27 protein-coding genes, 1 tRNA gene and 1 pseudogene are annotated in these 22,362 nt (G+C 67.8%); 14 read left to right on the top strand and 15 right to left on the bottom strand.

Features of this window, described 5'->3' with window-relative positions; all coding sequences use genetic code 11:
* The first annotated feature begins 50 nt into the window (after positions 1-50).
* Positions 51-596 carry a translesion error-prone DNA polymerase V autoproteolytic subunit gene (locus IQ220_RS12510; RefSeq protein WP_193915334.1) on the top strand — a complete coding sequence of 182 codons (546 nt, stop codon included), beginning with the start codon at positions 51-53 and terminating at the stop codon, positions 594-596.
* Positions 597-808: 212 nt separating this feature from the next.
* On the opposite strand, the gene IQ220_RS12505 is transcribed toward IQ220_RS12510, so the two are convergent.
* Positions 809-955, bottom strand: a complete 147-nt coding sequence (locus IQ220_RS12505; RefSeq protein ID WP_186699245.1) for a chlorophyll a/b-binding protein — start codon at positions 953-955, stop codon at positions 809-811.
* Between the two features lie 157 nt (positions 956-1,112).
* Here IQ220_RS12505 and IQ220_RS12500 point away from each other — a divergent pair, with 157 nt between their 5' ends.
* The 3 genes from IQ220_RS12500 (at position 1,113) to IQ220_RS12490 (ending at position 2,247) form a co-directional block, all read left to right on the top strand.
* Complete coding sequence (locus IQ220_RS12500; protein WP_193814256.1) at positions 1,113-1,352, top strand: hypothetical protein; 240 nt, start codon at positions 1,113-1,115, stop codon at positions 1,350-1,352.
* Complete coding sequence (locus IQ220_RS12495; RefSeq protein ID WP_193915332.1) at positions 1,345-1,944, top strand: alpha/beta fold hydrolase; 600 nt, start codon at positions 1,345-1,347, stop codon at positions 1,942-1,944. Before IQ220_RS12500 ends, IQ220_RS12495 begins: the two co-directional genes overlap by 8 nt.
* 114 nt (positions 1,945-2,058) lie before the next feature.
* Positions 2,059-2,247 carry a hypothetical protein gene (locus IQ220_RS12490; protein ID WP_193814254.1) on the top strand — a complete coding sequence of 63 codons (189 nt, stop codon included), beginning with the start codon at positions 2,059-2,061 and terminating at the stop codon, positions 2,245-2,247.
* 7 nt (positions 2,248-2,254) lie between these two features.
* Here IQ220_RS12490 and sepF read toward each other — a convergent pair whose 3' ends face one another.
* The 3 genes from sepF to IQ220_RS12475 all read right to left on the bottom strand — a co-directional run bounded on the left by sepF (position 2,255) and on the right by IQ220_RS12475 (position 4,342).
* Positions 2,255-2,530 (bottom strand): cell division protein SepF, encoded by a 276-nt coding sequence (gene sepF / locus IQ220_RS12485; RefSeq protein ID WP_186699237.1) that lies wholly within the window; start codon positions 2,528-2,530, stop codon positions 2,255-2,257.
* Between the two features lie 147 nt (positions 2,531-2,677).
* A complete protein-coding gene (locus tag IQ220_RS15845; protein WP_228009186.1) occupies positions 2,678-3,115 on the bottom strand; it encodes a hypothetical protein in 438 nt (145 codons plus the stop codon).
* A gap of 15 nt (positions 3,116-3,130) precedes the next feature.
* Positions 3,131-4,342 (bottom strand): NAD(P)-binding protein, encoded by a 1,212-nt coding sequence (locus IQ220_RS12475; protein ID WP_193915330.1) that lies wholly within the window; start codon positions 4,340-4,342, stop codon positions 3,131-3,133.
* Between the two features lie 135 nt (positions 4,343-4,477).
* Between IQ220_RS12475 and IQ220_RS12470 the strand changes: the two genes are divergently transcribed.
* Complete coding sequence (locus tag IQ220_RS12470; RefSeq protein ID WP_186699233.1) at positions 4,478-4,870, top strand: hypothetical protein; 393 nt, start codon at positions 4,478-4,480, stop codon at positions 4,868-4,870.
* On the opposite strand, the gene IQ220_RS12465 is transcribed toward IQ220_RS12470, so the two are convergent.
* The 5 genes from IQ220_RS12465 to IQ220_RS12445 form a co-directional block, all read right to left on the bottom strand.
* Positions 4,871-5,272 carry a fasciclin domain-containing protein gene (locus IQ220_RS12465; RefSeq protein WP_193915328.1) on the bottom strand — a complete coding sequence of 134 codons (402 nt, stop codon included), beginning with the start codon at positions 5,270-5,272 and terminating at the stop codon, positions 4,871-4,873. It abuts the gene before it with no gap.
* 57 nt (positions 5,273-5,329) lie between these two features.
* Complete coding sequence (locus tag IQ220_RS12460; protein WP_193915326.1) at positions 5,330-6,640, bottom strand: CO2 hydration protein; 1,311 nt, start codon at positions 6,638-6,640, stop codon at positions 5,330-5,332.
* A gap of 160 nt (positions 6,641-6,800) precedes the next feature.
* Positions 6,801-8,216: an NADH-quinone oxidoreductase subunit M gene (locus IQ220_RS12455; RefSeq protein ID WP_228009185.1), complete on the bottom strand. Its 1,416-nt coding sequence runs from the start codon at positions 8,214-8,216 to the stop codon at positions 6,801-6,803.
* A 9-nt stretch (positions 8,217-8,225) separates the two neighbouring features.
* Entirely contained in the window at positions 8,226-10,145 is a 1,920-nt protein-coding gene (locus tag IQ220_RS12450) for an NAD(P)H-quinone oxidoreductase subunit F (protein ID WP_193915324.1), read from the bottom strand.
* Between the two features lie 472 nt (positions 10,146-10,617).
* A complete protein-coding gene (locus tag IQ220_RS12445; RefSeq protein WP_370566468.1) occupies positions 10,618-11,283 on the bottom strand; it encodes a DedA family protein in 666 nt (221 codons plus the stop codon).
* Between the two features lie 55 nt (positions 11,284-11,338).
* Between IQ220_RS12445 and IQ220_RS12440 the strand changes: the two genes are divergently transcribed.
* The 3 genes from IQ220_RS12440 to IQ220_RS12430 all read left to right on the top strand — a co-directional run bounded on the left by IQ220_RS12440 (position 11,339) and on the right by IQ220_RS12430 (position 15,434).
* Entirely contained in the window at positions 11,339-12,781 is a 1,443-nt protein-coding gene (locus IQ220_RS12440) for a TrkH family potassium uptake protein (RefSeq protein ID WP_186699224.1), read from the top strand.
* A gap of 72 nt (positions 12,782-12,853) precedes the next feature.
* Entirely contained in the window at positions 12,854-13,558 is a 705-nt protein-coding gene (locus IQ220_RS12435; RefSeq protein ID WP_186699222.1) for a TrkA family potassium uptake protein, read from the top strand.
* Between the two features lie 58 nt (positions 13,559-13,616).
* Positions 13,617-15,434: an SLC13 family permease gene (locus IQ220_RS12430; protein WP_370566467.1), complete on the top strand. Its 1,818-nt coding sequence runs from the start codon at positions 13,617-13,619 to the stop codon at positions 15,432-15,434.
* Positions 15,435-15,450: 16 nt separating this feature from the next.
* Here the strand turns inward: IQ220_RS12430 and IQ220_RS12425 are convergent, their stop codons facing one another.
* Positions 15,451-16,527, bottom strand: a complete 1,077-nt coding sequence (locus IQ220_RS12425; protein WP_193915320.1) for a calcium/sodium antiporter — start codon at positions 16,525-16,527, stop codon at positions 15,451-15,453.
* Positions 16,528-16,643: 116 nt separating this feature from the next.
* Between IQ220_RS12425 and IQ220_RS12420 the strand changes: the two genes are divergently transcribed.
* Positions 16,644-17,036 (top strand): MAPEG family protein, encoded by a 393-nt coding sequence (locus IQ220_RS12420; protein WP_186699219.1) that lies wholly within the window; start codon positions 16,644-16,646, stop codon positions 17,034-17,036.
* Between the two features lie 572 nt (positions 17,037-17,608).
* Complete coding sequence (locus IQ220_RS12415) at positions 17,609-18,184, top strand: DUF924 family protein (RefSeq protein WP_193915310.1); 576 nt, start codon at positions 17,609-17,611, stop codon at positions 18,182-18,184.
* A gap of 57 nt (positions 18,185-18,241) precedes the next feature.
* On the opposite strand, the gene IQ220_RS12410 is transcribed toward IQ220_RS12415, so the two are convergent.
* The 5 genes from IQ220_RS12410 to IQ220_RS12390 all read right to left on the bottom strand — a co-directional run bounded on the left by IQ220_RS12410 (position 18,242) and on the right by IQ220_RS12390 (position 20,172).
* Positions 18,242-18,658, bottom strand: coding sequence for an NUDIX domain-containing protein (locus IQ220_RS12410; protein ID WP_370566466.1), 417 nt, complete (start codon positions 18,656-18,658; stop codon positions 18,242-18,244).
* A 17-nt stretch (positions 18,659-18,675) separates the two neighbouring features.
* Entirely contained in the window at positions 18,676-19,068 is a 393-nt protein-coding gene (locus IQ220_RS12405) for a hypothetical protein (protein WP_228009184.1), read from the bottom strand.
* 79 nt (positions 19,069-19,147) lie between these two features.
* The gene (locus IQ220_RS12400) at positions 19,148-19,426 is read right to left on the bottom strand and encodes a hypothetical protein (RefSeq protein ID WP_193915309.1); all 279 of its coding nucleotides are present in this window, start codon (positions 19,424-19,426) and stop codon (positions 19,148-19,150) included.
* Between the two features lie 82 nt (positions 19,427-19,508).
* Positions 19,509-19,913, bottom strand: a complete 405-nt coding sequence (locus IQ220_RS12395; RefSeq protein ID WP_193915307.1) for a LysM domain-containing protein — start codon at positions 19,911-19,913, stop codon at positions 19,509-19,511.
* Positions 19,914-20,088: 175 nt separating this feature from the next.
* Positions 20,089-20,172: transfer RNA gene (locus IQ220_RS12390), tRNA-Leu, on the bottom strand.
* Positions 20,173-20,256: 84 nt separating this feature from the next.
* On the opposite strand from IQ220_RS12390, the pseudogene IQ220_RS12385 reads away from it, so the two are divergent.
* From IQ220_RS12385 to IQ220_RS12370, 4 genes and pseudogenes are all read left to right on the top strand, one after another.
* A pseudogene (locus tag IQ220_RS12385) lies at positions 20,257-20,465 on the top strand (NAD(P)H-quinone oxidoreductase subunit L).
* Entirely contained in the window at positions 20,462-20,857 is a 396-nt protein-coding gene (locus IQ220_RS12380) for a DUF3007 family protein (RefSeq protein ID WP_186699211.1), read from the top strand. Before IQ220_RS12385 ends, IQ220_RS12380 begins: the two are co-directional and overlap by 4 nt.
* Positions 20,858-20,884: 27 nt before the next feature.
* Entirely contained in the window at positions 20,885-21,700 is an 816-nt protein-coding gene (trpA, locus tag IQ220_RS12375) for a tryptophan synthase subunit alpha (RefSeq protein WP_193915305.1), read from the top strand.
* Between the two features lie 19 nt (positions 21,701-21,719).
* Positions 21,720-22,331 carry a DUF938 domain-containing protein gene (locus tag IQ220_RS12370; protein WP_193915303.1) on the top strand — a complete coding sequence of 204 codons (612 nt, stop codon included), beginning with the start codon at positions 21,720-21,722 and terminating at the stop codon, positions 22,329-22,331.
* Positions 22,332-22,362 lie beyond the last annotated feature (31 nt).

The raw sequence follows: 22,362 nt of genomic DNA, 5'->3' as shown, positions 1-22,362 counted from the left end.
CGCCCCAGAGGTGCAGTACAAATGTACGCATCAGACTGGGTTGGAGCTGGATGGGCCGCCTTGACAACACCGCCCAGCGAGCCGATCTGCGCTGGCTGGGCGCCATCAGCGACGAGGCCTCAGGTGAGGCGCTGCCGCTCGCCCTGGAGAGCGTGGCGGCGGGGTTTCCCAGTCCTGCTGACGACTACGTGGAGGCGTCGATCGACCTGAACACGGCCCTGGTGCCGCGGCCCACCTCCACGTTCCTGATGCGGGTGGAGGGCGACGCCATGCAGGCAGCCGGCATCCAGCACGGCGACCTGCTGGTGATCGACCGGAGCGTGGCCGCGCGGCCGGGCTGCACGGTGGTGGCCATTCACGAGGGGCGCTTCGTGCTGCGACAGCTGCGCGGCGAGCGGCCGCCATGGCACCTGGTGGCCAGCGATCCCGCCATCCCCGCCATCCGCGTGGACGACCCCGGCGGAGAGCTGCTGATCTGGGGCGTGGTGATGCATGCCGTGCACCACCTGCTGCCGCGGCGTCAGCGGGTCACCAGAAGCCCTGGGAGCGAAGCCACAGCCCCAGCAGGGCCATGGGCACAAACACCGCCGCCATGATCTGCAGCTTCACGACCCTTGGAGAGGGCGTCTGGGAGGGAGGCATGGAACGCAAACCGGGTCTCTGACAGTGTCAGAGACCCGGTGAGGAGCCCAGCCCGGAGGCTGGAGAACAGGGTGTCCTGGGCTTGCCTTCTGGAATCAGAAGAGGGGATGGGGCGCAGCCACGATCGGCACGGAGCCGAGCAGTCTGAGCCCGCAAGCAGGTGAACTCAGCCGAGACCAACCTGGGCCAGGATGCCTTGGCCGGTGAGGATTTCGGTGGCCAGGCCGATGACGAAGCCCATCATGGCCAGACGGCCATTCCAGGTTTCAGCGAAAGCAACGAAGCCGAAGCGGGAAGCGGTGTTGTCGGCCATGGGAGGCGGGTGACGAAACGTTGCGTGGAGTGTAACAGAACATGAAGGGGTGCGGGTCAACGGGGGCGAGCGTCATGAGGTGCTGACGCAGGCGCCCCTGACCTCAGGGCCTGCCGCACCTAGCGTGAAACGATCAGGTCCGTGGCAGAGGCGCACCGTGGAGATCGACCGCCCGGGGGCCCGCCCCCTCAACGCCGAGGAGGAGGCGCTGCTGGAGCAGTTCCGCCAGAAGCTCCACGCCAGGACCCTGCAGGGAGGCCTGGCCCCTGAGGATGTCCAGCGGATTGTCGCCGGGATCAAGGCACACCCCGCCGCCAGCCAGGCGGTACTGGCCGCGATCTTCGAGGAGCAGGCCAAGCTGGCGCCGGGCCAGCGGATGCTGCGCCTGGATGGTTGAGGCAGCACCACCCCTGGTGCTGGTGCATGGGCTCTGGGACACTCCGCGGGTGTTCAACCCCCTGATCCGACACCTGGACGGCAGGCGCCAGCCGATCCTGATACCGCATCTTCCCCATGGCATCGGCCAGGTTCCCCTGGAAAGGCTGGCGGAGCAGCTGGCCGCGTATCTGACCACCCACGTGGGGACGGAACAGCCGATCGACCTGCTGGGCTTCTCCATGGGCGGGGTGATCGCCCGCATCTGGCTGCAGTGGCTGGGGGGCCATCGGCGCACCCGTCGGTTCATCAGCCTGGGCAGTCCCCAGCAGGGCACCCTCAACGCCCTGGCCTGCCCGCCCTGGCTGCTGCCCGGCATCGCCGACATGGGCCGCGGCAGCTCCCTGCTGCGGCGCCTCAACCAGGACAGCAGGGCTCTGCAGCAGCTGGAGTGCGTGAGCGTCTACACCCCATTCGATCTGATCGTGACGCCGGGGTGGCAGGCGGCGCTGCCCTGGGGCCGCCGCGAGGAACTGCTGGTGTGGACCCACGACCAGCTGCTGCGTTCACCGCTTGCCCTGGAGCGGCTGGGCAAGGAACTGCTGAGGCGGTGAGCGGCGAGGCGGGTGGCTCGCCAATCCTGGAGAAATCCGGAGGCTGGACCAGAGCGCAGAGCCTGCCCCCAGAATGGTCCGATGGTCGTGCCCAATCCAGAAGGTCGGTATCGCGTGCGCCCCAAAGTTGAGCGCGAGCAGAGTGTGCCCCAGCAGGTGATCGCGCCCAGGTTCTGGGACCGGGATGAGGCCGAGACCTTCGCCCAGACCCTCGCCCAGCAGCAGCACCGCAGTGTGGTGGTGGAGAAGCTGGCACCCAGCGGCTGCTGGCTGCAACTCAACACGGTGACCTCAATCCACTGAGCCAAGCTCAGGACTCGGCGGGCCTGTCGCGCTGCAGGGCGATCACCTCAGGAGCAAACACGAAGGTGAGGGGATCGAGGCACTCGGCCTGCCCATCGATGGCGCAGACGCCCCCGGCCACAAAATCGATCAGGCGCTGGGCCTCGGCCCGGTCCATGGCACCGGCATGGACCACCGCGGTCTTGAGCTCCCGCACCGCCTCAACGATCGCCTGGGCATCCTCGAAACCGATGGGGTGGAACACCACCACCTCCGGCAGCCAGTCGCCAAAGGGACTCTGCATAGCCGTGCCGTAGGACCGAAGGTTACTCGGGGGGAGCGGGTGGCGTCCATCCGGAAACGGCTGCCAAGCAAAAGGGGCTCCGCAGAGCCCCATCTCGGAAAACGCCCCCAACGGATTGGGGACATCGTCCACCTCGACCTGTCGACGCTACCGGGACGCGGCAGCAGCTGGCGAGCCTGAGGCGGGCAGAGCCGAGCAGGCGAAGCTGGTCTGCTGGGCCTGCTGCAGCAGCAGGGTGGGCCGACTTGGATCCTCGAGGCTCCACCACCAGCGGCCATCACCGAAGCTGGGGGCTCCGGCATTGTTGGTGCGGGGCAGCTGCAGGTGCAGCTCGCGCCAATCGATCACCACAAAGGCCCCTGGCAGGGTGCCGGCCAGGGTGTTGGGGATGCCGGGAGCATCAACCGCGCCGTTCTCGACCCGGGCCAGCAGCAGGTCGCCATCGCAGCTGTAGCGGCTGGGCTGGTTGGCCGCCTCCAGCCCCCAGGCCGCCGAGCCTGGGCCCAGCAGCAGCAGTCCCAGGGCCAGCAGGGGCGACAGCAGCCATCGCGTTACAGCCGCGGAAATCAGCAGGTGGGACGGCATCGGGCGCTCCCGGCTCTAGGTCAGTCCAGCTTGCAGCAGGGAAGCGGCCAGCTGTTCGGCGCTGTGCAGGGCACCCTCAATGCGGCCAAAGCCCTCGCCGTCGAGGTAGTCGCCGCAGAAGCCGACGCGGCTGAGCGGGCACAGCCGCAGGGACGGGGGCAGACCTGGCGCCACCGGGAAGGCCGCCGCCCAGCGCATCAGCTGCGGAGAGGCACGCTCCAGGGTGAGGTCATCAATCCAGGGGGCCAGGCACTCCATCACGGCCCTGGCCAGGGCCTGGATCACATCCTCCTCACGGCCGGCATCGACGGGAAGATCCAGCAGCCGGGCCACGGCGGAGTGGGATCCATAGACATCGAGGTGGTCGGCCGCAAAGGCATCGCTGGAATGGGCGACCACGGCGCAGCGGCCGTCCGGGAGCGGCTGGATGCTGATCCGGCGCAGGCCCCAGCGCTGCTGAGCCGCTGGATCGAAGTTCACCAGGGAGAACGGCAGCGAGCTCCAGGGGAGCGCGTCCTCGGGGGGGAACAGCAACAACAGGTTGCTGCGGGCCTCGGCGCGGATGCCCGCAATGGTGGTGAGGGCGTGATCGAGCTGCAGATCCCCCAGCGATGCGGCCGCCCGCACCAGCGGCACCTCCGGCCACTCGAACAGCAGGCAGCTGCGGGGGTGAGCCAGCAGGGTGCTGCTGAGCACCAGCCAGTCGGCCTCGCCCTGGAGCTCCCCCTGGCGATCCCGCAGCCGCCAGCTGCCGCTGGCGGCGCACTCGAGGGAGCGGATCAAGGTGCCGTAATGGGCCTCGGCAGCGGGCTGGGCACCACTGGCCCCCAGCTGCAGCAGGCCGCGGCAGAGACCATCCATCCCGTCCGCACCCCGGTAGAGCTGGCCGATCCCCAGGACATCGGGGCGCCCGATGTGCAGGCGCGACTCCCCCTCCAGCAGGGCCATCAGACCGCTCCACGGCGTGATCCAGCCCCCCTCCAGCAGGGGCTCCAGCAGCTCCGGGGGCCGCTCGCTGCGGATGTTCAGCAGGGGGGCCCCATGGTCGATGGCCAGGGCCCCATCGCCCCGGGAGCGGCGTGTGCTGGCCCGCCCGCCCGGGCCGCGCCCGGTCTCCCAGAGGCTGATCCGGCCATCAAAACCGGCCCGACGCAGCTGGGCGGCAGTGGCGCAGCCAGCGACCCCAGCCCCAATGACAGCAACGGATCCCGATCCAGACCGGGCCATGACGGGGTCACCACCCAGTAATCCCTCAGGATGCCAGCGCCGCCGCACAGGTGCAGAAGCCGAACCGCGACCCCAGCGGGCCGCCAAGCTCGCAGGGCCCCGGTCGCAGTAGCGTCAAGCCCGACGTAAGCGTCCATGGCGCGATTTCTGCTGGTGCTCAAGCCTGAAGGCCACCCCGAGTCGGGGGCCATGCTCAAGGCTCTCGACCCGGTGCTCAGGGACCTGAACGCCGAGGTGGATCACCGCACCTCGGCCCACCTCGGCGCCATGGTCAAACAGGGCGGCGAAACCCAGCGCATGCAGCTCTTTGCCGACGTGCAATCCAAGGCCGATGGCAGGGTGCTGGAACTGGTGCTGCTCAGCCGCGAGGCGATGGGCCTGCGAGCGCCCAAGACCCACCAGACCTTCATGCGGCTGCTGGAGCTGGTGAGCCAGCATCTGGGCGGGATGACGCTTCAGTTCCGTTCCGACCTGGATGGCCCCATCCCTCAGACGCGCCGCTCCGCCGATCCGGCGGCAGCCGGGTGATCACCCAGGCAGGATCACCCGATCGATCACGTGAACCACGCCGTTGTCGCAGACCACATCGGCAGCCACCACCGTGGCGTTCTTCACTTCAAAGGGCTCTGCCCGCCGGATCGGCACGGGAGCTCCCTCCAGGCTGTCCCACTGGGGCTGCTGCACCAGCTGCTCGCGGCGATGGTCGCCGGAGAGCACATGGAACTTGAGGATGCGGGCCAGCTGGGGTGGGTTGTCCACCAGGGTCTGGACGGTGCCGGGGGGCAGGGCCGCGAAGGCATCATCCACAGGGGCAAACACGGTGAACGGCCCCGGTCCCTCCAGAGCGCCCCGCAGGCCGGCGGCATCAACGGCGGCAAGCAGGGTCTGAAAGCTGCCCGCAGAGGCAGCCGTTTCGAGAATGGTGGCCATGGGAAAAGGGCGAGGGGCCAGGAGAAGGACAGGCAGCTGTGCCGCCTGGGGGACGGATCAGCGGTAGTCCTGGGTCTGGATGGCGGTGAGGCGGGCTTCGGGCCGCAGGAAACGGTCCATCTGGGCTTCAAAGAACTGGCGATTGGCGCTGAGGTGGGCGGGATCAGGGTCGTCGAGGGGGTACAGCAGAGCGCAGCGCAGAGCCTGGATCACCGCGGAGGTGACGTTGTACATCGAGCGCTGGAAGGTGATGCCCAGCTGAATCAGCTTGTCCTCATCACCGCGCTTGTGGTTGCGGTACATCACCTCCAGATAGGGAGGCAGAAAGTGCAGCATGTCCTGCATCAACAGGGTGGGAGGGATCCCCGCTGAGCCCACAGGGAACACATCGGCATAGAGGATGCCGTAGTGAAAGTCGGCCTGATCAGCGGGCACCTGCATCGCCTGGGCGTTGTAGCTCTTGGTGCCACGGAAGGGCGAGGTGCGATAGAAGACAGCCTCCACATAGGGCAAGGCCGCCTCATACAGCCAGGTGAAGCCACAGCTCTTGGGAATGATCTCGAAACATTCGCCCCGGATGAACACATGGTGATAGATCGGTCGACCGGCGACGGCAAAGATCCCGTTCACCAGGAAGTCCATGGCCGCAGGCACCGAAGTGAGTTTGCCCTCGTCGTAGAGGTCACTCATCTCGAAGAACACCGGGGCCATCACCTCCCAGAAGAGGCCCAGATTGGCGTAGTAGGAGAGTTTGCGCACCTGCTCAAGAAACAGATCCGGGAACAGGCGGTAGAGGCCCAGCATCAGGGGATTGCCCTTGAAGTAGGCCTTGATGGCCCGGTCTGCCTGCTCCCGATAGGGCTCGGAAACGAGGTAGTCGTTGAAGCGGCCACCCATGCCCTGGTGCCAGAACATGGCATCCATGCAGGCCTCTGCGAACTCCATGTTCACCCGGTCGTGCCAGAGGTGATGCAACAGTTTGGACATGGAGCCGGTTTCACCCTTGGCCATGAACTCCAGCAGTTCGGAATGGGCCTTTTCGCCACCTCTCCAGATCCGAAGTTGAGACTGATCGCCTGAATAGCTGTTGGGCCGATCCAGATACTCCTGAGAAATGAAGTACTTGAAGGCCGGCAACGGGTTCAGGAAAACCTTCTCGGCGATGTAGAGAAGGTCGCGCCAATAGAAATCCATCGGCACGGCATAGGCCTTGTAGATGCCGATGATCTGCTGCAGATTCTCCGGATTGTCAGGCAGCATCGAGCCACCGGCCTCAAGGCGATGGATCACCTCGGCGTAGGGGTGGGTGGAGGGGGGAATCGGCGGGGCCTGAGGCTCGGAGGGGGCCAGGGCGGTTGGATGGGTCATGCCAGGAGCTCCTTGGTGGCGGCAGAGGGAAAGGCAGGGGCTGGAGGTAGGGCAGCGGCCATGGCGGCTGCTGTCGCCGTCGACCGGGAGAGCAGGGTGGAGGTGGTTCCTGTGGACTGTCTCAGGGCCAGAAAGGCCGTGGTGGATTCACTCCATCCGGTCAACAGGGCCGGGCGGAGGCCAGCAAACAGCACCAGGCTGAAAGCACGATCGCCGGGGCCCGCTCGGCCCATGTCGTGGCCAGCCAGTCGGCGCGGTCATTGTCCAGACGTCCAAAGCCCACACGGTTGAACAGCCGCACCGCGTAGACGGCGGTGAACCCGGAAGCCACAAGGCACACCAGCGTGGCCCTGGGGAAGGTGACCCAGCTGCCTTCAAACACCAGCAACTCAGCCGGGAAGCCCGCCAGTCCAGGAATGCCGGCGGCAGCCATCAGGGCAATCAACAGCATGCCCGTGGTGAACGGCAGGCCGCGAATCGGGTTCATCAGGCCCGAGAGTTCAGGGATGGAGGTGGTGCCCGTCTTGCGTTCGATCAGCCCCACACAGGAGAACAGCAGGGCCGTGATCAACCCCTGGGCCAGCACCTGAGCCACGGCGCCCTGCAGGCTCATCGGCGTGGCGGCGGCCAGGGCCAGGGTGAGCAGTCCCATGTGGCCCAGGGCGCTGTAGGCCATCACACGGCGGATATCGGTCTGGGCAATGGCGTTGAGGGCGCCGTACACCGCGCTCACGGCTGCCGCCGCCGCAATCCAGGGCGAGAAGCTGGCCCACGCATCCGGCAGCAGACCCACGCCGAAGCGCAGCAGGCCATAGGCCCCCAGCTTCGACACTGAGCCGCTGAGCAGCATCACCACAGGGATCGGTGCCTCGGCGTAGGTGATCGGCTGCCAGCCATGCAGGGGCACGATCGGCAGCTTGAGGCCGAAGCTCAGCAGCAGCAGGCCCAGGATCCAATGGCCCGCCGATGGACTGAAGCTGGCGTTGGCGAGGGTCTGGAAACTGAACAGCGTCATGCCGGCGGCGGCATCAGCCCCAGGCTGGGCCAGCCAACCGAAGGCGAGCACCGCGGCCAGCAGGGCCAGGCCGGACACCGCCCCGTACATCAGATAGCGAATGGCGGCACCGCGGCCATTGGCCCGTCCCCAGATCGCCACCAGCAGGGTGGTGGGGATGAGCACCAGTTCGAAGGCGAGCAGAAACAGCAGGGCGTTCTGGGCCAGGAAGGCTCCCACCAGACCGAGGTTGGTGGCCAGCAGCAGGCTCACGTAGAGCCGCGGCCGACTCTGATCGGCAGGGGAGGCCAGCAGCACCAGCATCGTGAGCAGAGCGGTGAGCAGCACCACCGGCAGGGACAGGCCGTCAAGGCCCAGCTCCAGCGCCAGTCCCAGCTTCGGCAGCCAGGCCAGGGCCAGGTCGGCCGGCTGACTCAGCCAGCACAGACCCCCGAGCAGAAGCTGAACGGAAACGGCGGCGAGAGCCAGGGTGCGGGGCCGAACGGCTGCCTCGGCGGGCAGCACGGCCACCGCAAGGCCGGCGACCAGGGGCACCAACAGCAACAGGATGAGCAGCGACATGGCCGGAATTCAGGGCAGGGTCGTGGGAAGGAGCGGGGTGGGATTGGCCAGCAGCCAGGCGGCCATCAGCACCACGCCGACGATCAAGGTGAGGGCATAGAGCTGAGTGCGGCCGCTGGTGGTGAAGCTGAGCCGGCGGGCGCTGGCCATGGCCGCAGCGCCGGTGCCGGTGCTGAAGCCATCCACCACCCGTCCATCACTCCAGGCCCCGAGCCGGGCCAGGGTCAGCACCAGGGCCACCACCGTGCGGTGATAGAAGCGCTCGGTGTCCATGTCGTGGGCCAACCAGCGCTGGAAGCCGCCCATGGCAGCAGGCAGCTTCGCCAGAGGGTGAGGGCGCAGATAGAACACGGCCGAAAGACCGCAGCCCGCCACGGTGCTGAGCAGCAGCGGCACGGCCATGGGGCCCCAGGCCGGCAGGGCTGAGAGCCCGAACACGCCGCTGCTGGCCAGGATGATCGGCAGATGCAGCACCAGACCCATCAGCACGGTGGTGGGAAGCACCATCAGCCAGAGAACCTCAGCCGAACGAGCGGTGAAGGCCGAAGGGCTGCCCCCCCAGATGAGGCCGAACACCCGGATCAATCCGGCGGCGATCAGGCCATTGCTCAGCAGCACCACGCCCGAGAGCAGAACGGGATGGGTGCTGCCGGCGGTGAGAGCCAGCAACTCGCGCAGGGCTGAAAAACCAGCGAAGGGCGGCAGGCCGATCAATCCGGCGCTGCCCACGAGAAAGGCCAGACCGGTGAGGGGACGCCGGCTCCACAGGCCCCCGAGCTGGGTGAGGTCCTGGGTCACATTGCTCACCAGCACGGTGCCCACCACCATCAGCAGCAGGGCCATGGGCAGGGGGTAGACGAGCAGCAGGTGGTTGGCCACGGGAACGCCGCCCAGACCCACCGCAACAAACAGGAGGCCCAACCAGCTGCTCACCAGGAAGGAGAGCGCTCGCTTCACATCCACCTGGGCCAGGGCAATCAGGGCGCCCACCAGGGCCGTGGAACCTCCCACCACCACCAGCACCGAACCCACCAGCGGGCTGAGGGCCAGCAGCGGCTGCAGCCGCAACAGCACCCAGGCCCCACCCAGAACCACCACGGAGTTGCGCAGCACCGTGGAGGGCAGGGGGCTCTCCATGGCCTCATCGAGCCAGAGGTGCAGGGGAATCTGGGCACATTTTCCCATCGGCCCGGCAATCAGGGCCAGCAGGATCAGGGTGACGCTGAGTGGCAGGGTGACATGGCCATCGGGGCTGGCGGCGATCTGAGCCTCGGCCCAGGCCTGCAATCCATGGAAGTTCCAGGTGCCGGTGATCGGCAGCAGGGCGATCACGCCGGCCAGCAGGATCAGGTCTCCGATCCGCTTGGTGAGGAAGGCATCCCGGGCCCCCTTGACCACGAGCGACTGGTTGTACCAAGTGCCCACAATGAGGTAGGTGCCCAAGGTGAGCAGCTCGAGAATCACATAGCTGAAGAAGAGAGAGTCTGTGAGCACGAGGGCACACAAGCCGGCTTCGAAGCAGCTGAGCGAACCGAAGAAACGAGCCCAGCCCCAGTCCATTTCCAAATAGCCAATCGTGTAGATCTGCACGAGCACATGCAGACCGGTGATCACGATCATGGCGATCAGGGCTGGCTCGGTGATCAGCCCATCGAAGCCGATCTTCAGGCCTGCCGTGTCCATCCAGGTCCAGCCGAAGCGCACCGGTTCCAGGGCCGTCGCGTCGACGGCCAGCTGCCTGGCGTGGAGCCCGAGCAGTGCCAGCACGGCATGGCAGAACGCCACACTCACCATCAGCAGGTTGAGGTAGCCGCAGGGGCGGGGTCCGGTGCGCCAGATGACGCCTGGTGACCAGGCGAGGGAGAGGAAAGCGGCAGCGAGTGGGTAGAGCGGCACAAGCCAGGCCGTCTCCAGAAAGGCGACAGTCATGATGACGACAATTCCGGTGGCATCTGAACGGGAGTATGTCAGTGAGAGGATGAAACTACGGGTCCTGAACTAAGGGCCCTGAAGACCTTGGCAGCGATTGGGACATTGATGGACTGATAGCTCGGAAGCAATCTGCCAACTTAATGATGCCCAGGGAGAAGCCAGGAAGCTGAATCAGGGGAAGAACGGCCACAATCCTGAGATCCAGAAGAACCAGGAGTGGTGCCATCAGGCACACGTGGATGGCCGTGGCGAGCGACTGCCCAGGCCTTGCGGGAAATGGTGATTGAGCCTCGTCAAGAGCAGCTCAACTCAAGGAACAAGGGTTTGAGGCGATGGCGAGTGGCTGGAGTAGGGGGTTGCGAAGGAAACCTTAAGCGGGTTCTTCGCCCGCTGGGCTGGCGTCGCGAAGGAATGTCCTATGGCTTCAAGAAGGAGGGGTGATCCAATCCACTCGGGGGATGGTTCCGGCTCAGGATTGCCGTCGCTGCGGCTGGGCCAACAGGCGCGTCCCGATCACCCCCAGCCCCAGCAGCAGGGTGGCCAGCAGCAGCACGCGCAGCATCTGCCCATAGGGCTCCAAGCGCTCGGCCACCAGGGAATACTGCTGCCCAAGCAGACGGCCGGCCAGGATCAGGGCGAAACTCCAGATCAAGCTTCCTGCGGTGGTCCAGGCCAGGAAAGGCCACTGGGGCATCCGCTCGAGGCCGGCGGGCACCGAGATCAGCGTGCGCATCCCGGGCACCATGCGTCCCCAGAAGACCAGGGCCCGGCCATGGGCCAGAAACCAGGAGCGGCTGCGCTCCAGGCTGCCCAGCCGCAGACCCACCCGGCCGCCATGGCGTTCCAGCCATCCCTCCAACCGCGGCCGCGGCACCAGCCGACCCACCAGATACCAGCACCAGGCCCCCAGCACGGTGCCGGCCAGGGCCGCCAGCAGAGTGGGCAGCAAGGCCAGATCACCTCGGGCCACGCCATAACCCGCCAGGGGCAGGATCACCTCCGAGGGGATGGGCGGGATCAGGTTTTCCAGCAGCATGGCCAGGGCGATGGCGCCGTAGCCGAGCCAGGGATCCAGCTGGGCAGCCCGGTCGATCAGCTGGGGGAGATCGGGAAACCAGGCCAGCAGCGGGGGCAAAAGCCAGGGTGTGAGGGGGTTTAGGTTAAGCGGCTCCGGCCTGGACCCTGCGGCGATGCCGCCCCCTGACATCGCCCTGCAAGACAGCCATCTGCGCCGCAACGCTCGCACCGGCCCCTGGGAGGCCCTGAAACGCTGGCGCCACGCCCTCACCGTGCCTCAGTTTGCGGTGGTCACCGGCGCTCTGGTGATCGCGGCCGGCACCCTGGTGATCTCCAGTCCGCTCTGCTCCTCGCCCGAGGTGGGGCTCTGGGAAGCGCTCTTCACCGTGACCTCCGCCATCACGGTCACGGGCCTGACGGTGATCGACATCGGCACCGACCTCACCCTGCTGGGGCAGGTGGCCCTGGCGGGCCTGATCATCACCGGCGGGCTGGGCCTGATGGCCATCACCACCTTCCTGCAGGGTTTCGTGCAGGGCCACTCCGGGCTGCGCTCCCGTCTCGACAAGGGCCGTGCCCTCGATGAATTCGGCGTGGGCGGGATCGGCCCCACCTTCAACAGCATCCTGGTGGCGGGCTGCTGGGTGATGGGTCTGGGCACCGTGCTGCTCTACAGCTTTGGCTTCACCGACATCGCCAACCCGCTGGAGCGGTTCTGGGCCTCGCTCTTCCATGCCATCAGCGCCTACAACAATGCGGGCTTCGGGCTGTGGAGCAGCAGCCTGGAGCGCTACCGCGACAACGCCGTGGTGAATGGTGTGATCGCCACGATGATCGTGGTGGGGGGAATCGGCTGGCGGGTGATGAATGACCTGTGGGCCAACCGCGCCACCTGGCGCGGCATGCGCCGACTCAGCCTGCACACACGCCTCGTGCTGCGCTCCACCCTGCTGCTGGTGCTGTTCGGCACCCTGGGCCTGGTGTTCACCGAATCCTTCGCCACGGGGGGCGTTGTCCAATCGCTCGGTGGGCTGCAGCGGCTTCAGGTCTCCCTGTTCCAGTCGATCAGCACCCGCACAGCGGGGTTCTCCACGTTGCCCCTCTCGGTGGAAACGATCTCCGACGCCGGCTTGCTGCTGGTGATCGTGCTGATGTTCATCGGCGCCAGTCCGGGCGGCACAGGCGGCGGCATCAAGACCACCACCTTTGCCACCCTGATGGCCACCACCCGCTCCACCCTGCAGGGGAAAGAAGAGGTGGTGATTCACAACCGCCAGATTCCTGATCGGGTGGTGATGCGAGCCATCGGGGTCACGATCGCCTCGCTGATTTTCGTGTTGCTGATGGCCCTGCTGCTGGGCCTGGGACCCACGGCGAGTGGAGCGGAAGGAGCCAACAGCTTCAACTTTCTCGAAAAGCTGTTCACCTGCATGTCCGCCTTCGCCACCGTGGGGCTCGATCTGGGCGTCACGGCCCAGCTGAACCGCTGGGGCCAGCTGGTGCTGATGGTGGGAATGTTTGTGGGTCGGCTGGGCATCCTGCTGCTGCTCTCGGCGCTGTATGGAAGCCGCCGCCAGCCGCGGGTGGGCTACCCCCGCGAAGACCTCTACATCTGAGGCAGGCGACGGGCCAGGGTCGGGCCTTGAGCGAGGATCCACTCATCTGGCCCCGCGCGACTCCCGGCAACCATGAGCAACTGGTGGAACTGGAATCCAGCCGAGAGCCGGGCCCTGGGCAGCTTCGCGGTGATCGGGATCGGGCGCTTCGGCACGGCCCTCTGCCTGGAACTGAGCAAGGGCGGCGCCGACGTGCTGGCGATCGACAATGACCCCTCCGCCGTGGATCGGATCAACAGGCAGGACCCCTCGATCACGGCCCGCAAGGTGGAGAGCACCGATGAAGAGGCCCTGCGGGCCGCGGGGGTGCTCGATGTCACCACGGTGGTGGTGGCCATGAGTGAACCGATCGAGGTGAGTGTCACCGCCACCCTGATCGCCAAAGACAGCACAGGCAGCCAGGTGAAGCAGGTGATCGCAAGGGCCACCAACGACCTGCACATGAAGATGCTGCAGCGGGTCGGTGCCGACCGGGTGATCTTCCCCTCCAAGATGCAGGGCCAGCGGCTGGGGCTTGAGCTGGTGCGCCCCAACCTGCTGGACCGGCTGCGGCTCGACGACCGCAACAGCATCGAGGAGATCCGGGTTCCCGGACCGTTCATCGGTCAGTCGCTGCGGGATCTCAACCTGCGCAAGAACTTCAACGTGAGTGTGCTGGCCGCCGGGCCGGACAACCAGCTCACCGTGAATCCCCCCGCCTCCCATGTGCTGCAGAAGGGGGAACTGCTGGTGGTGATGGGCGCCACAGAGGATCTGGCCGAGCTGCCGGGGAGCTGACCCCCAGGGGGCCGCGGCAGCGAAGCCCCTACATTCAGGCGGCGTCGGCGCCTGGCCCTTGCCCCCCCTGCTAGAGGCCGTTCTCGCCCCCCAGGCTCTGATCACCCTGGCGGTGATGGTGCTGTCGGTGGTGCTGTTCATCGGCAGCTGGATTCCGGCGGAAGTCACCGGCCTGCTGGCCGTGGGGCTGCTGATGGCCCTGGGGGTGCTGAAGCCGGCCGAGGCCCTGGAGGGCTTCGGCAGCCCGGCCCTGCTCACCCTGGTGGGCCTGTTCGCCCTCTCGGCCGGCCTGTTCCGTTCGGGTGGCCTGGACCGGCTCCGGGGACTGATCGGCTCCGATGCCGTGCGCAGCCCCAGGCGCATGATCCTGCTGCTGGCTGGCGTGGTCGGGCCGGTCTCGGCCTTTGTGCCGAACACGCCGATCGTGGCCTCATTGCTGCCGGTGATCGAGGGCTGGTGCCACAAGCGCCGGATTGCCCCCTCCAAGGTGCTGCTGCCCCTCTCCTTCGCCACGGTTCTGGGCGGAACCCTGACGCTGCTCGGCAGCTCGGTGAACCTGCTGGCCAGCGAGGTGAGCAACAAACTGGGTTACGGCGGCTTCGAGCTGTTCACATTCACGCCCATCGGCCTGGGCGTGTGGATGGCGGGCAGCCTGGCCATGGTGCTGCTCTCGGATCGCTTCCTGCCGGATCGCGGCAACGACGACACCGATCTGGCCCGGGGCTTCGCCCGCAGCGGTTACATCACCGAGGTGGAGATTCCGAGGGGTTCCGAGCTGGTGGGCCAGTCGCTCCTTGGCAGCCGGCTGCAGCGACGCTTCGATGTGGACGTGCTGGAGCTGCACCGGGATCAGGAGCGTTTTCAGCCGCCCCTGGCGGACCGGCGCCTGGAGCTGGGCGATCGGCTGGTGCTGCGCTGCACCCGCAGCGACCTGCTGCGGCTGCAGCAGGAGCACACGGTGGTGCTGGCGCCCACGCCGGAGGAGGGGGCCTCCAGCCCTCCGATTCCCGACGCCCAGAACAGCCAGCGGATGGTGGAGGCCCTGCTGCCGGCAGGCTCGGCCCTGGCGGGAAGCTGCCTGCGCGATCTGCGCTTCCGTCAGCGCTACAACGCCACCGTGCTGGCCCTGCGCCGCGGCAGCGCCGTGGTGCGGGAACGCCTGGGCAAGGCCCAGTTGCAGGAGGGCGATGTGCTCCTGCTGCAGGGACCACAGGATGCCATCCGCGGTCTGCTGGCCGGCAACGATCTGGTGGTGCTGGAGCAGATTGAAGACGACCTGCCCACCGTGAGCCGCAAGCGTGTGGCCTTGGCCATCGTGGGCCTGTCGATCCTGCTGCCGAGCCTGCAGGTGCTCCCCCTGGTGGCCTCTGTGTTGCTGGGCAGTGTGGCCATGGTGGTCACCGGCTGCCTGCGGCCAGGGGAGCTGCAGCGCTCGATCCGGCTGGATGTGATCCTGCTGCTGGGGTCTCTGGCCAGCTTCAGCGTGGCGCTGCAGAAAACGGGGCTGGCGGAGGCTCTGGCCCAGGCGCTGATCCGAGGCCTGGACGCATGGCCGCTCTACTGGGCCCTGGCGGTGGTGTTCCTGTTCACCACCCTGCTCACCGAAGTGATGAGCAATGCCGCCAGCGTGGCGATGCTGATCCCGATCGCGGCTCAGCTGGCCCTGGGGCTGGGCATGCCACCGATGGCCGCCATCTTCGCCGTGCTGTTCGGGGCCAGCCAGAGCTTCCTCACCCCGGTGGGCTACCAGACCAACCTGATGGTGTTCGGACCGGGACGCTACCGCTTTCTCGATGTGGCCCGCTACGGCTTTCCGCTGACGCTGCTGATGACGCTGCTGGTGCCCTGGCTGATCTGCAGACAGTTCGGGCTCTGAGGCGGCAGGCCCATGGTCAGACTCCGGCCTTGCGCTCATGCCGCCAGCGCAGGGCCTGCCACACCAGAAACACCAGCACCAGCGGCACCACGGCGGTGAGGGCAATCAGTCGGTATTCATCGGTGAGGCTGCTGACGCTGTTGCTGAGCACCTGCTCCCCCAGGTACAGCGCGTACAGCATCACCAGGATCCCCCCCTCCAGCCGGGTGATCTGGCCATGGCTCCAGAAAATCGGCAGACAGGCCAGGGTTGTGACCACCATGACCGGTAGATCGCGTTGGATCAGCACGGGGTCCACCGCCAGGCCCCTGCCGCCTGAGGCCGTGGCGCAGACTCCGAGGATCAGGAACAGGTTGAGCAGATTGCTGCCCACCACATTGCCGATGGCCAGATCCACCTTGCCGCGGTAAGTGGCCACCAGCGAGGTGACCAGCTCCGGCATCGACGTACCGGCCGCCACGATCGTGAGCCCCACCACCGTCTGGCTGACGCCAAGGCCCAGGGCGGCCGTGGTGGCCCCACGCACCAGCACCTGGGAGCCCACCACCAGCAGCGCCAGCCCGCCCAGCAGGCGCAGTCCGGCGGCCAGGGCCGAAAGGCGCTCGCTGGCGTCGAACTCCCCCGCCTCCTCGGGGTTTTCCCCGGCCGTACGGATCTCCCAGACCAGATTGATCAGCAGTCCCACCAACAGGGCCACGCCGGCCTGCCAGGTGAGCTGGCTGCCACTGGCCATGCCCCAGACCGCCATCGAGAGGGCCACCAGCAGGGGCACATCGCGGCGCACCAGGCGGCTGCGCACGCTCAGGGGCATCACCAGGGCACTCATGCCGAGCACCACCAGCACGTTGAAGATGTTGCTGCCCACCACATTGCTCATGGCAATGGCCTCGTTGCCCTGCACCGTGGCGATCAGGCTCACGAACAGCTCCGGGGCGCTGGTGCCCAGCGACACCACCGTGAGGCCGATCACGATCTGGGGGATGCCGAGCATCAGGGCCACCGCGGTGGACCCCGCCACGAACAGCTCGCCACCACCGAACAGCAACAGGATGCCCAGCAGGATCTGCAGGAGGCTGGGGAGCAGGTTGGTCACGCGCGAGCCGTCGCAGGGTGAGTCCGCTCAATTGTGGGGCCAGGGGGTTGGTGGCCAGGCCTGAGGCGAGGCGGCGGCGAGGCGGCGGCAAAGATGGGGCCTGCTGCCGCACCACAATGACGAGCCTCGCCCTGCCTGCCCTGGTGACCCTCGCGGGCCTCAGCCTCTATCAGGGCACGGCGCTGGCGGTGGGCCGGGCACGGTTCAAGCACCTGGTAAAGCCGCCGGCCATGGACGGCCCCGAGCCGTTCCAGCGGGCCGTGCGGGTGCAGCAGAACACCCTTGAACAGCTGGTGTTCTTTCTGCCCAGCTACTGGCTGGCCTGCCTCTGGAGTGAGGCGGCACTGGCCAACCTGCTGGGGATCCTCTGGGTCGCAGGCCGTGTGGCCTATGCCGTGGGCTACCTGCAAGCGCCTGAACGACGGGGCCCTGGCTTTGGCATCAGCTTTCTGAGTGCCGCAGGGCTTTGGGTGCTGGCCCTGATCGGTGCCATCCGCGAGCTGGGCTGATGGGCGGCTGGGCTGCGATGGGTCTCAGCGCTGGCCGAGCAGGTCTTCCCAGGTGATCGGCTGGGGAGCTCCCGACTGTCGTGAGCCGCTGCTGCCCAGGGGTCGCAGCGGGCAGCACGGGCCGGAAGGACCGCGCCCCACAGAGGCCCCCCTCAGGGGGCGTTGGCGGTTGGAGCGATGGAATGTGGTCATGGTGATGGGGTGAAAAACGAGGGTGGAACAAACTGAATCCATGGACTGGCCTGGACGCCGAAACGCCGTTGCAGCGAGGCCCCATGGCCTGACGGAGATATCGGCATGACGCACCGGGAACGACCCTTCCCGCGCTGACGGGACTCTCCATGGGTTGTGACCTTCAGGCCTCCCGGCCCGGGCTGCTCTGCCGGAAAGCACGCAGAGCGAGGGTGCTATAGCGGCGGCGAGAGCAGAGCGGGCTTACGGCGATGGCCCGAACTGCCTGCTTTGGCCACCCAGAATACTACCTTATGTGCTCGCAACAAGCAAGCTGTTATCCCGCAAGGCTGGGCATCGGCCGTGCCGGGGAGGGGCCAGGTGGTGAGATCGTGCTTGGGATGACACCTGAACCCGATGGCGCTGTCTCCAACCCTCAGGCACTGGAGCTGCTGCAGTTCTGGTTTGAGACCATCGAGCCCCGGCTGTGGTTCGCCAGGGATGGGTCCTTCGACGCCCGCGTGCGCCAGCGCTTCCTTCCGCTCACCGAACAGGCCGCCGCGGGAACGCTGCTGAGATGGGGGGATGAGCCCCTCGGGGCTCTGGCCCTGGTGCTGCTTCTCGACCAGCTGCCACGCCAGATCTGGCGTGGCAGTGCCCGGGCCTTCAGCACGGACCCTGAGGCCCTGGCCCTCAGCCAGGCCGCCGTGGCGCGGGGCTGGGTGGCCACTGAGCCCGCCAGAGCCCGCCGGCAGTTCTGGCTGATGCCGATGATGCACAGCGAGGACCTGGCCGTGCAGGAAGCCTCCCTGCCCCTGTTCGCTCGCTGGAGCGACCCTCGCACCGCCCTGTTCGCCCAGCGGCACCACGCTGTGATCGCCCGCTTCGGGCGCTTCCCCCACCGCAACCAGCTGCTCGGGCGCCCCTCCACGCCGGAGGAGACGGCCTTCCTGCTGGAGCCGGGATCCCGTTTCTGAGCAGAGCTGCCTGCCGCCTGGGCAGCAGTTCAGCCAAGGGGGCCAGCCCTGGACTCCTCACTGCGGCGGCTGCAGGGCCTCGAGAGCACACCGGAGCGAGGGGGCGATGGCGCGGTGTTCCCCCAACCTCGGACTCCATGCCCGGCCGCTGCGCAGCTGAGCAGGACAGGCCAGCGCCATGTCCTGACCCTCCAGGAGCTGGAGCGTCTGCAGGGGCATCGGCAGTGGGGCGCGGAAGACATGGGCGACCCGATCGGCATTGCGATGGGAGAACCAGAAGGGCAGCGGGGCGGGGGGCCACCAGCCGATCTCCTCGCGCAGCTCGCGGCGCACCGCCTCTGCGGGGCTCTCACCCGGGTCGAGATGGCCCCCGAATAGTCCCCAGGCCCCAGGGGCCACGATCCCGGGGATGTCATCCCGCAGCTGGATCAACCACTGGCCGCCCTGCTCGAGCACGGCCAGGGCCACCTCCACAGGAGGGGATGGGCGGTTCAGGGTTCGATCCCCCAGGGCTGCCAGCCCGATTGCCGGAAGATGGCGTAGGCCACGCTGCTGTTGACCAGAGGGTCGAGCAGCTCCTCGGGGCTGCGAATGCCCATCGCGGCGATCAGACCCCGGTTGGCGCCGAAGTGGATCTGAAACAGGCCGAAGCAGTCCCCACCGCAGCCACGGGCCGTGGGGGTGAGGCCGCTTTCCAGATGGGCCAGACGGATGGCACTGTCGAGGTGCTCCTGGGGCCACACCTGGCGGATGGCCTCAAGCGCATCGGCCCTCGGCGTGCCGCGCGCCAGAGCGGCCGGGGAGAGGGTGCCGAGGGCCCCAGCGACCGACAGCAGCAGGGGCAGCAGCAGGCCGCCAGTGGAACGAAGGAACCAGGCAGGCATGCCTGTGGGCCAGAGACTCGCCGGCAACGTATCGGCCCCGAACCGGTGCCGCCAGGGTCAGGGGTGGTTGGATCCGGCCTCAGACCCCCGGGGCTGGAGCCGGCGGAGGAATGGCACCCTCCGGCGAGGCCTGCACCTCATCACAGAGGTCAAGCACGATCTGTTGTCCCACGGAGCGAGGCTCCGGCACCGCCCAGGCCTGCCAGGCCCCATCCACACGCCAGGTCTGGCGCAGGCTGCTGCACTGCACCGCCACCGCCGTGGCCCTGGCCCGGGAGGCCCCCACGTCTTCGGCGGCGGGCTGAACCACCGTCACCCGCAGCCCACCGGGATGCAGCTTCCAGCTGCCCCAGTCCACCAGGGTGTTGCCGAAATAGCGCCAGCGGCCCTGCTGGGGTTTCTCAGCGGGGGTGGCTTCGGCCGCCTGGGGCTCAGCCGGCTCAGCCGGCTTGGTCTGGGTGGGGGCGGTGGCTGGGGTGGGGGTTGCAGGAGCCGTGGTTGCCGGTCTTGGCGGCAGGTTTGGCGGCAGCGGGTTTCGCCGCTGGAGCCGGCTTGGCAGCGGGGCCCGCAGCGGTGGCGGGGGGGAGCTTGAGCACTTGATCGATCTGCAGGGTGCGCGGATCGCTGATGTTGTTGAGACGCTGCAGGGCCTCCACGGACACCCCGTGGCGTCCGGCAATCACCTCGAGGGTGTCACCCTCCTTCACCGTGACCTGACGCGGCCTGGCGGCCGCCTGGGCCAGGGCGGGCCGGGCTCCGGGTAGCAGCACCGCTGTGGCCAGCACTGTCCCGAGCCCCCCCAGAACCCAGAGGCTGCCGAACAACCCGAACAACAGGGAGGACAACAGGCCAGAGGCCCCAACGGAAGCGAGCTGCCGGCCTGAGCCTGATTCCAGAAACGGGCTTGGTTGCTGGGGTGGGCTTGGTTGCTTTGCTGGGCTTGGCAGCGAGGCTGAGGCTGGCTGCTGGGCTGGGACGTCTCTCACCACCCTGGATCCCTTCGGCTTGGTTCGACCCTAGTGGGGGCAGGGGGACTTGAACCCCCACAACCTAGCGGTCTGCAGATTTTAAGTCTGCTGCGTCTACCGATTCCGCCATGCCCCCGGCAAAGGCACTCTAGATTTGCCCCATCGATGCCACTTCGGCCGTGTCCCTTCTTGGTCTTCTGGGAGCGCTGCCTCCGGGGTTCTGCCGGTGCTCGCCCTCTACGTCGCCCTCGGCGGGGCCTATCTGGTGGTGATCCCCCTGGCCCTGTACGCCTGGATGGTCAAGCGCTGGACGGTGATGGGCAAAGTGGAGCGCTTCGGGATCTATGGACTGGTGTTCCTGTTCTTCCCTGGCTGATTCTGTTCGCGCCATTCATCAATCTGCGCATGGCCGGCCAGGCTGCCCGATGACCAAGGGTCAATCCCTGCTGCTCGGGCTGGCGGTGTTCGGCCTCGGGGCCTTGGGCTATGCGCTGTTCCAGGCCAATGGTTTCGAGGGCTTCTCCGCCGGCATCGCCGCGTCGGCCCTGCTGATGGTGCTGGTGGTGGGCTGGACCGCCACCTACCTGCTGAGGGCCCTCAGCGGCAACATGACCTACATGCAGCAGCGCCGCACCTATCGCGAGGCCTACGACGCCGCGACCACCGAGGCGCTGCAACGCAAATTCGATGCCCTCAGCCCTGAAGACCAGCTGAGGCTGCTGCGCGACACCGGCCAACTCAGCCCGGAGGCGGACGAGCCCGACTCGGCTCCAGCCTCAGGCGAGACCACGACCGCTGAGACCCTCCACGGCGAGGCATAGGCTCACAGACCAGCCCCTGCCGCCGCTGTGTCCGTCGCCCCAACTCCGATTCAGCAGCGCTTCGATCAGCTGGAGCAGCAGGGTCGCTGTGCCCTGATGCCGTTTCTGATGGCCGGGGATCCGGATCTGGCCACCACCCGGGCCGCCCTGCTGGCCCTCGAGGCGGCCGGCGCCGACCTGGTGGAGCTGGGCATTCCCTACAGCGATCCCCTCGCCGACGGCCCCGTGATTCAGGCGGCGGCCAGCCGGGCCCTGGCGGCCGGCACCACCCCCGCCAGGGTGCTGGAGATGCTGGCCAGCCTGCGCGGCGAGCTCAGGCTGCCGGTGGTGCTGTTCACCTACAGCAATCCGCTGCTCAACCGGGGCATGGAGGCCTTCTGCCAGGCCGCCGCGGCCAGCGGTGGCGCCGGCCTGGTGGTGCCGGACCTGCCCCTGGAGGAGGCCGAGAAACTCTCCGGCATCGCCGCCGCCGCCGGGCTCGATCTGGTGCTGCTGGTGGCCCCCACCACCCCGGCCCAACGCATGGCCCGCATTCACCAGGCCAGCCGCGGCTTCACCTATCTGGTCAGTGTCACCGGGGTCACGGGCGTGCGCGCAGGGCTCGAGGCCCGGGTGGGCCCCCTGGTGAGCCAGCTCAAGGCGCAGGCAGACACCCCGGTGGCCGTGGGCTTCGGCATCTCCGGGGTGGAGCAGGTGCGCCAGGTGCGCGACTGGGGAGCCAATGGCGCCATCGTGGGCAGTGCCCTGGTGCGGGTGATGGCTGAGGCCCACACCCAGCAGGCCGATGTGGCCGCGGCCGCTGGCCGCTTCTGCGCCGAGCTGCGGGCCGGACTGGACCCCTGAGCTTCTCAAGCGAACCGTGATGCTGTATTCCCCTGCCTGCGACCGCAACGCGGCTCCGATCCTGGCGGTGCTGCGCCAGTGGCTGCCCGCGGGGGGCACGGTGCTGGAGGTGGGCTCCGGCAGCGGCCAGCACGGGGTGGCCTTCACCAGGCAGTTGGCGCAGCTGATCTGGCAGCCGAGTGAGCGATCCGAAGGGGTTGGCCCCCTGCAGGAGCGCATCGACGCAGAGGGGGCTGAGCACGCCGCCCCAGGGTCGCGGCTGCTGCCGGCGATGGCGCTCGATGTGCTGGAGGCTCATGCCTGGCCGGCAGGGCCCTACAACGCCGTGTTCAGTGCCAACACCGCCCACATCATGGGCGAGCCCGCCGTGGCGGCCTTTTTCAACGGCAGCGCCGGGGTGCTGGCTCCCGGGGGCCTGCTGCTGCTCTATGGACCCTTCTGCGACAACGGCGTGCACACGGCGGAGAGCAACGCTGCCTTTGATGCCCACCTGCGCAGCATCGACCCAGCCATGGGCGTGCGCGACAGCCGCGATCTGAATCACCTGGCCAAGGGAAAGGGGCTGGAGCCGGTGGCGGATCTGCCCTTACCCTCCAACAACCGCGTGCTGATCTGGCGCCGGCAGCCCTAACCGCCGGGAACGACACCGCGGTGGCGACGGC

This window comes from Cyanobium sp. LEGE 06113 (genome assembly GCF_015207615.1).
The sequence above is the reverse complement of the archived record's forward strand: the minus strand, read 5'-3'. Positions and strand labels throughout refer to the sequence as shown.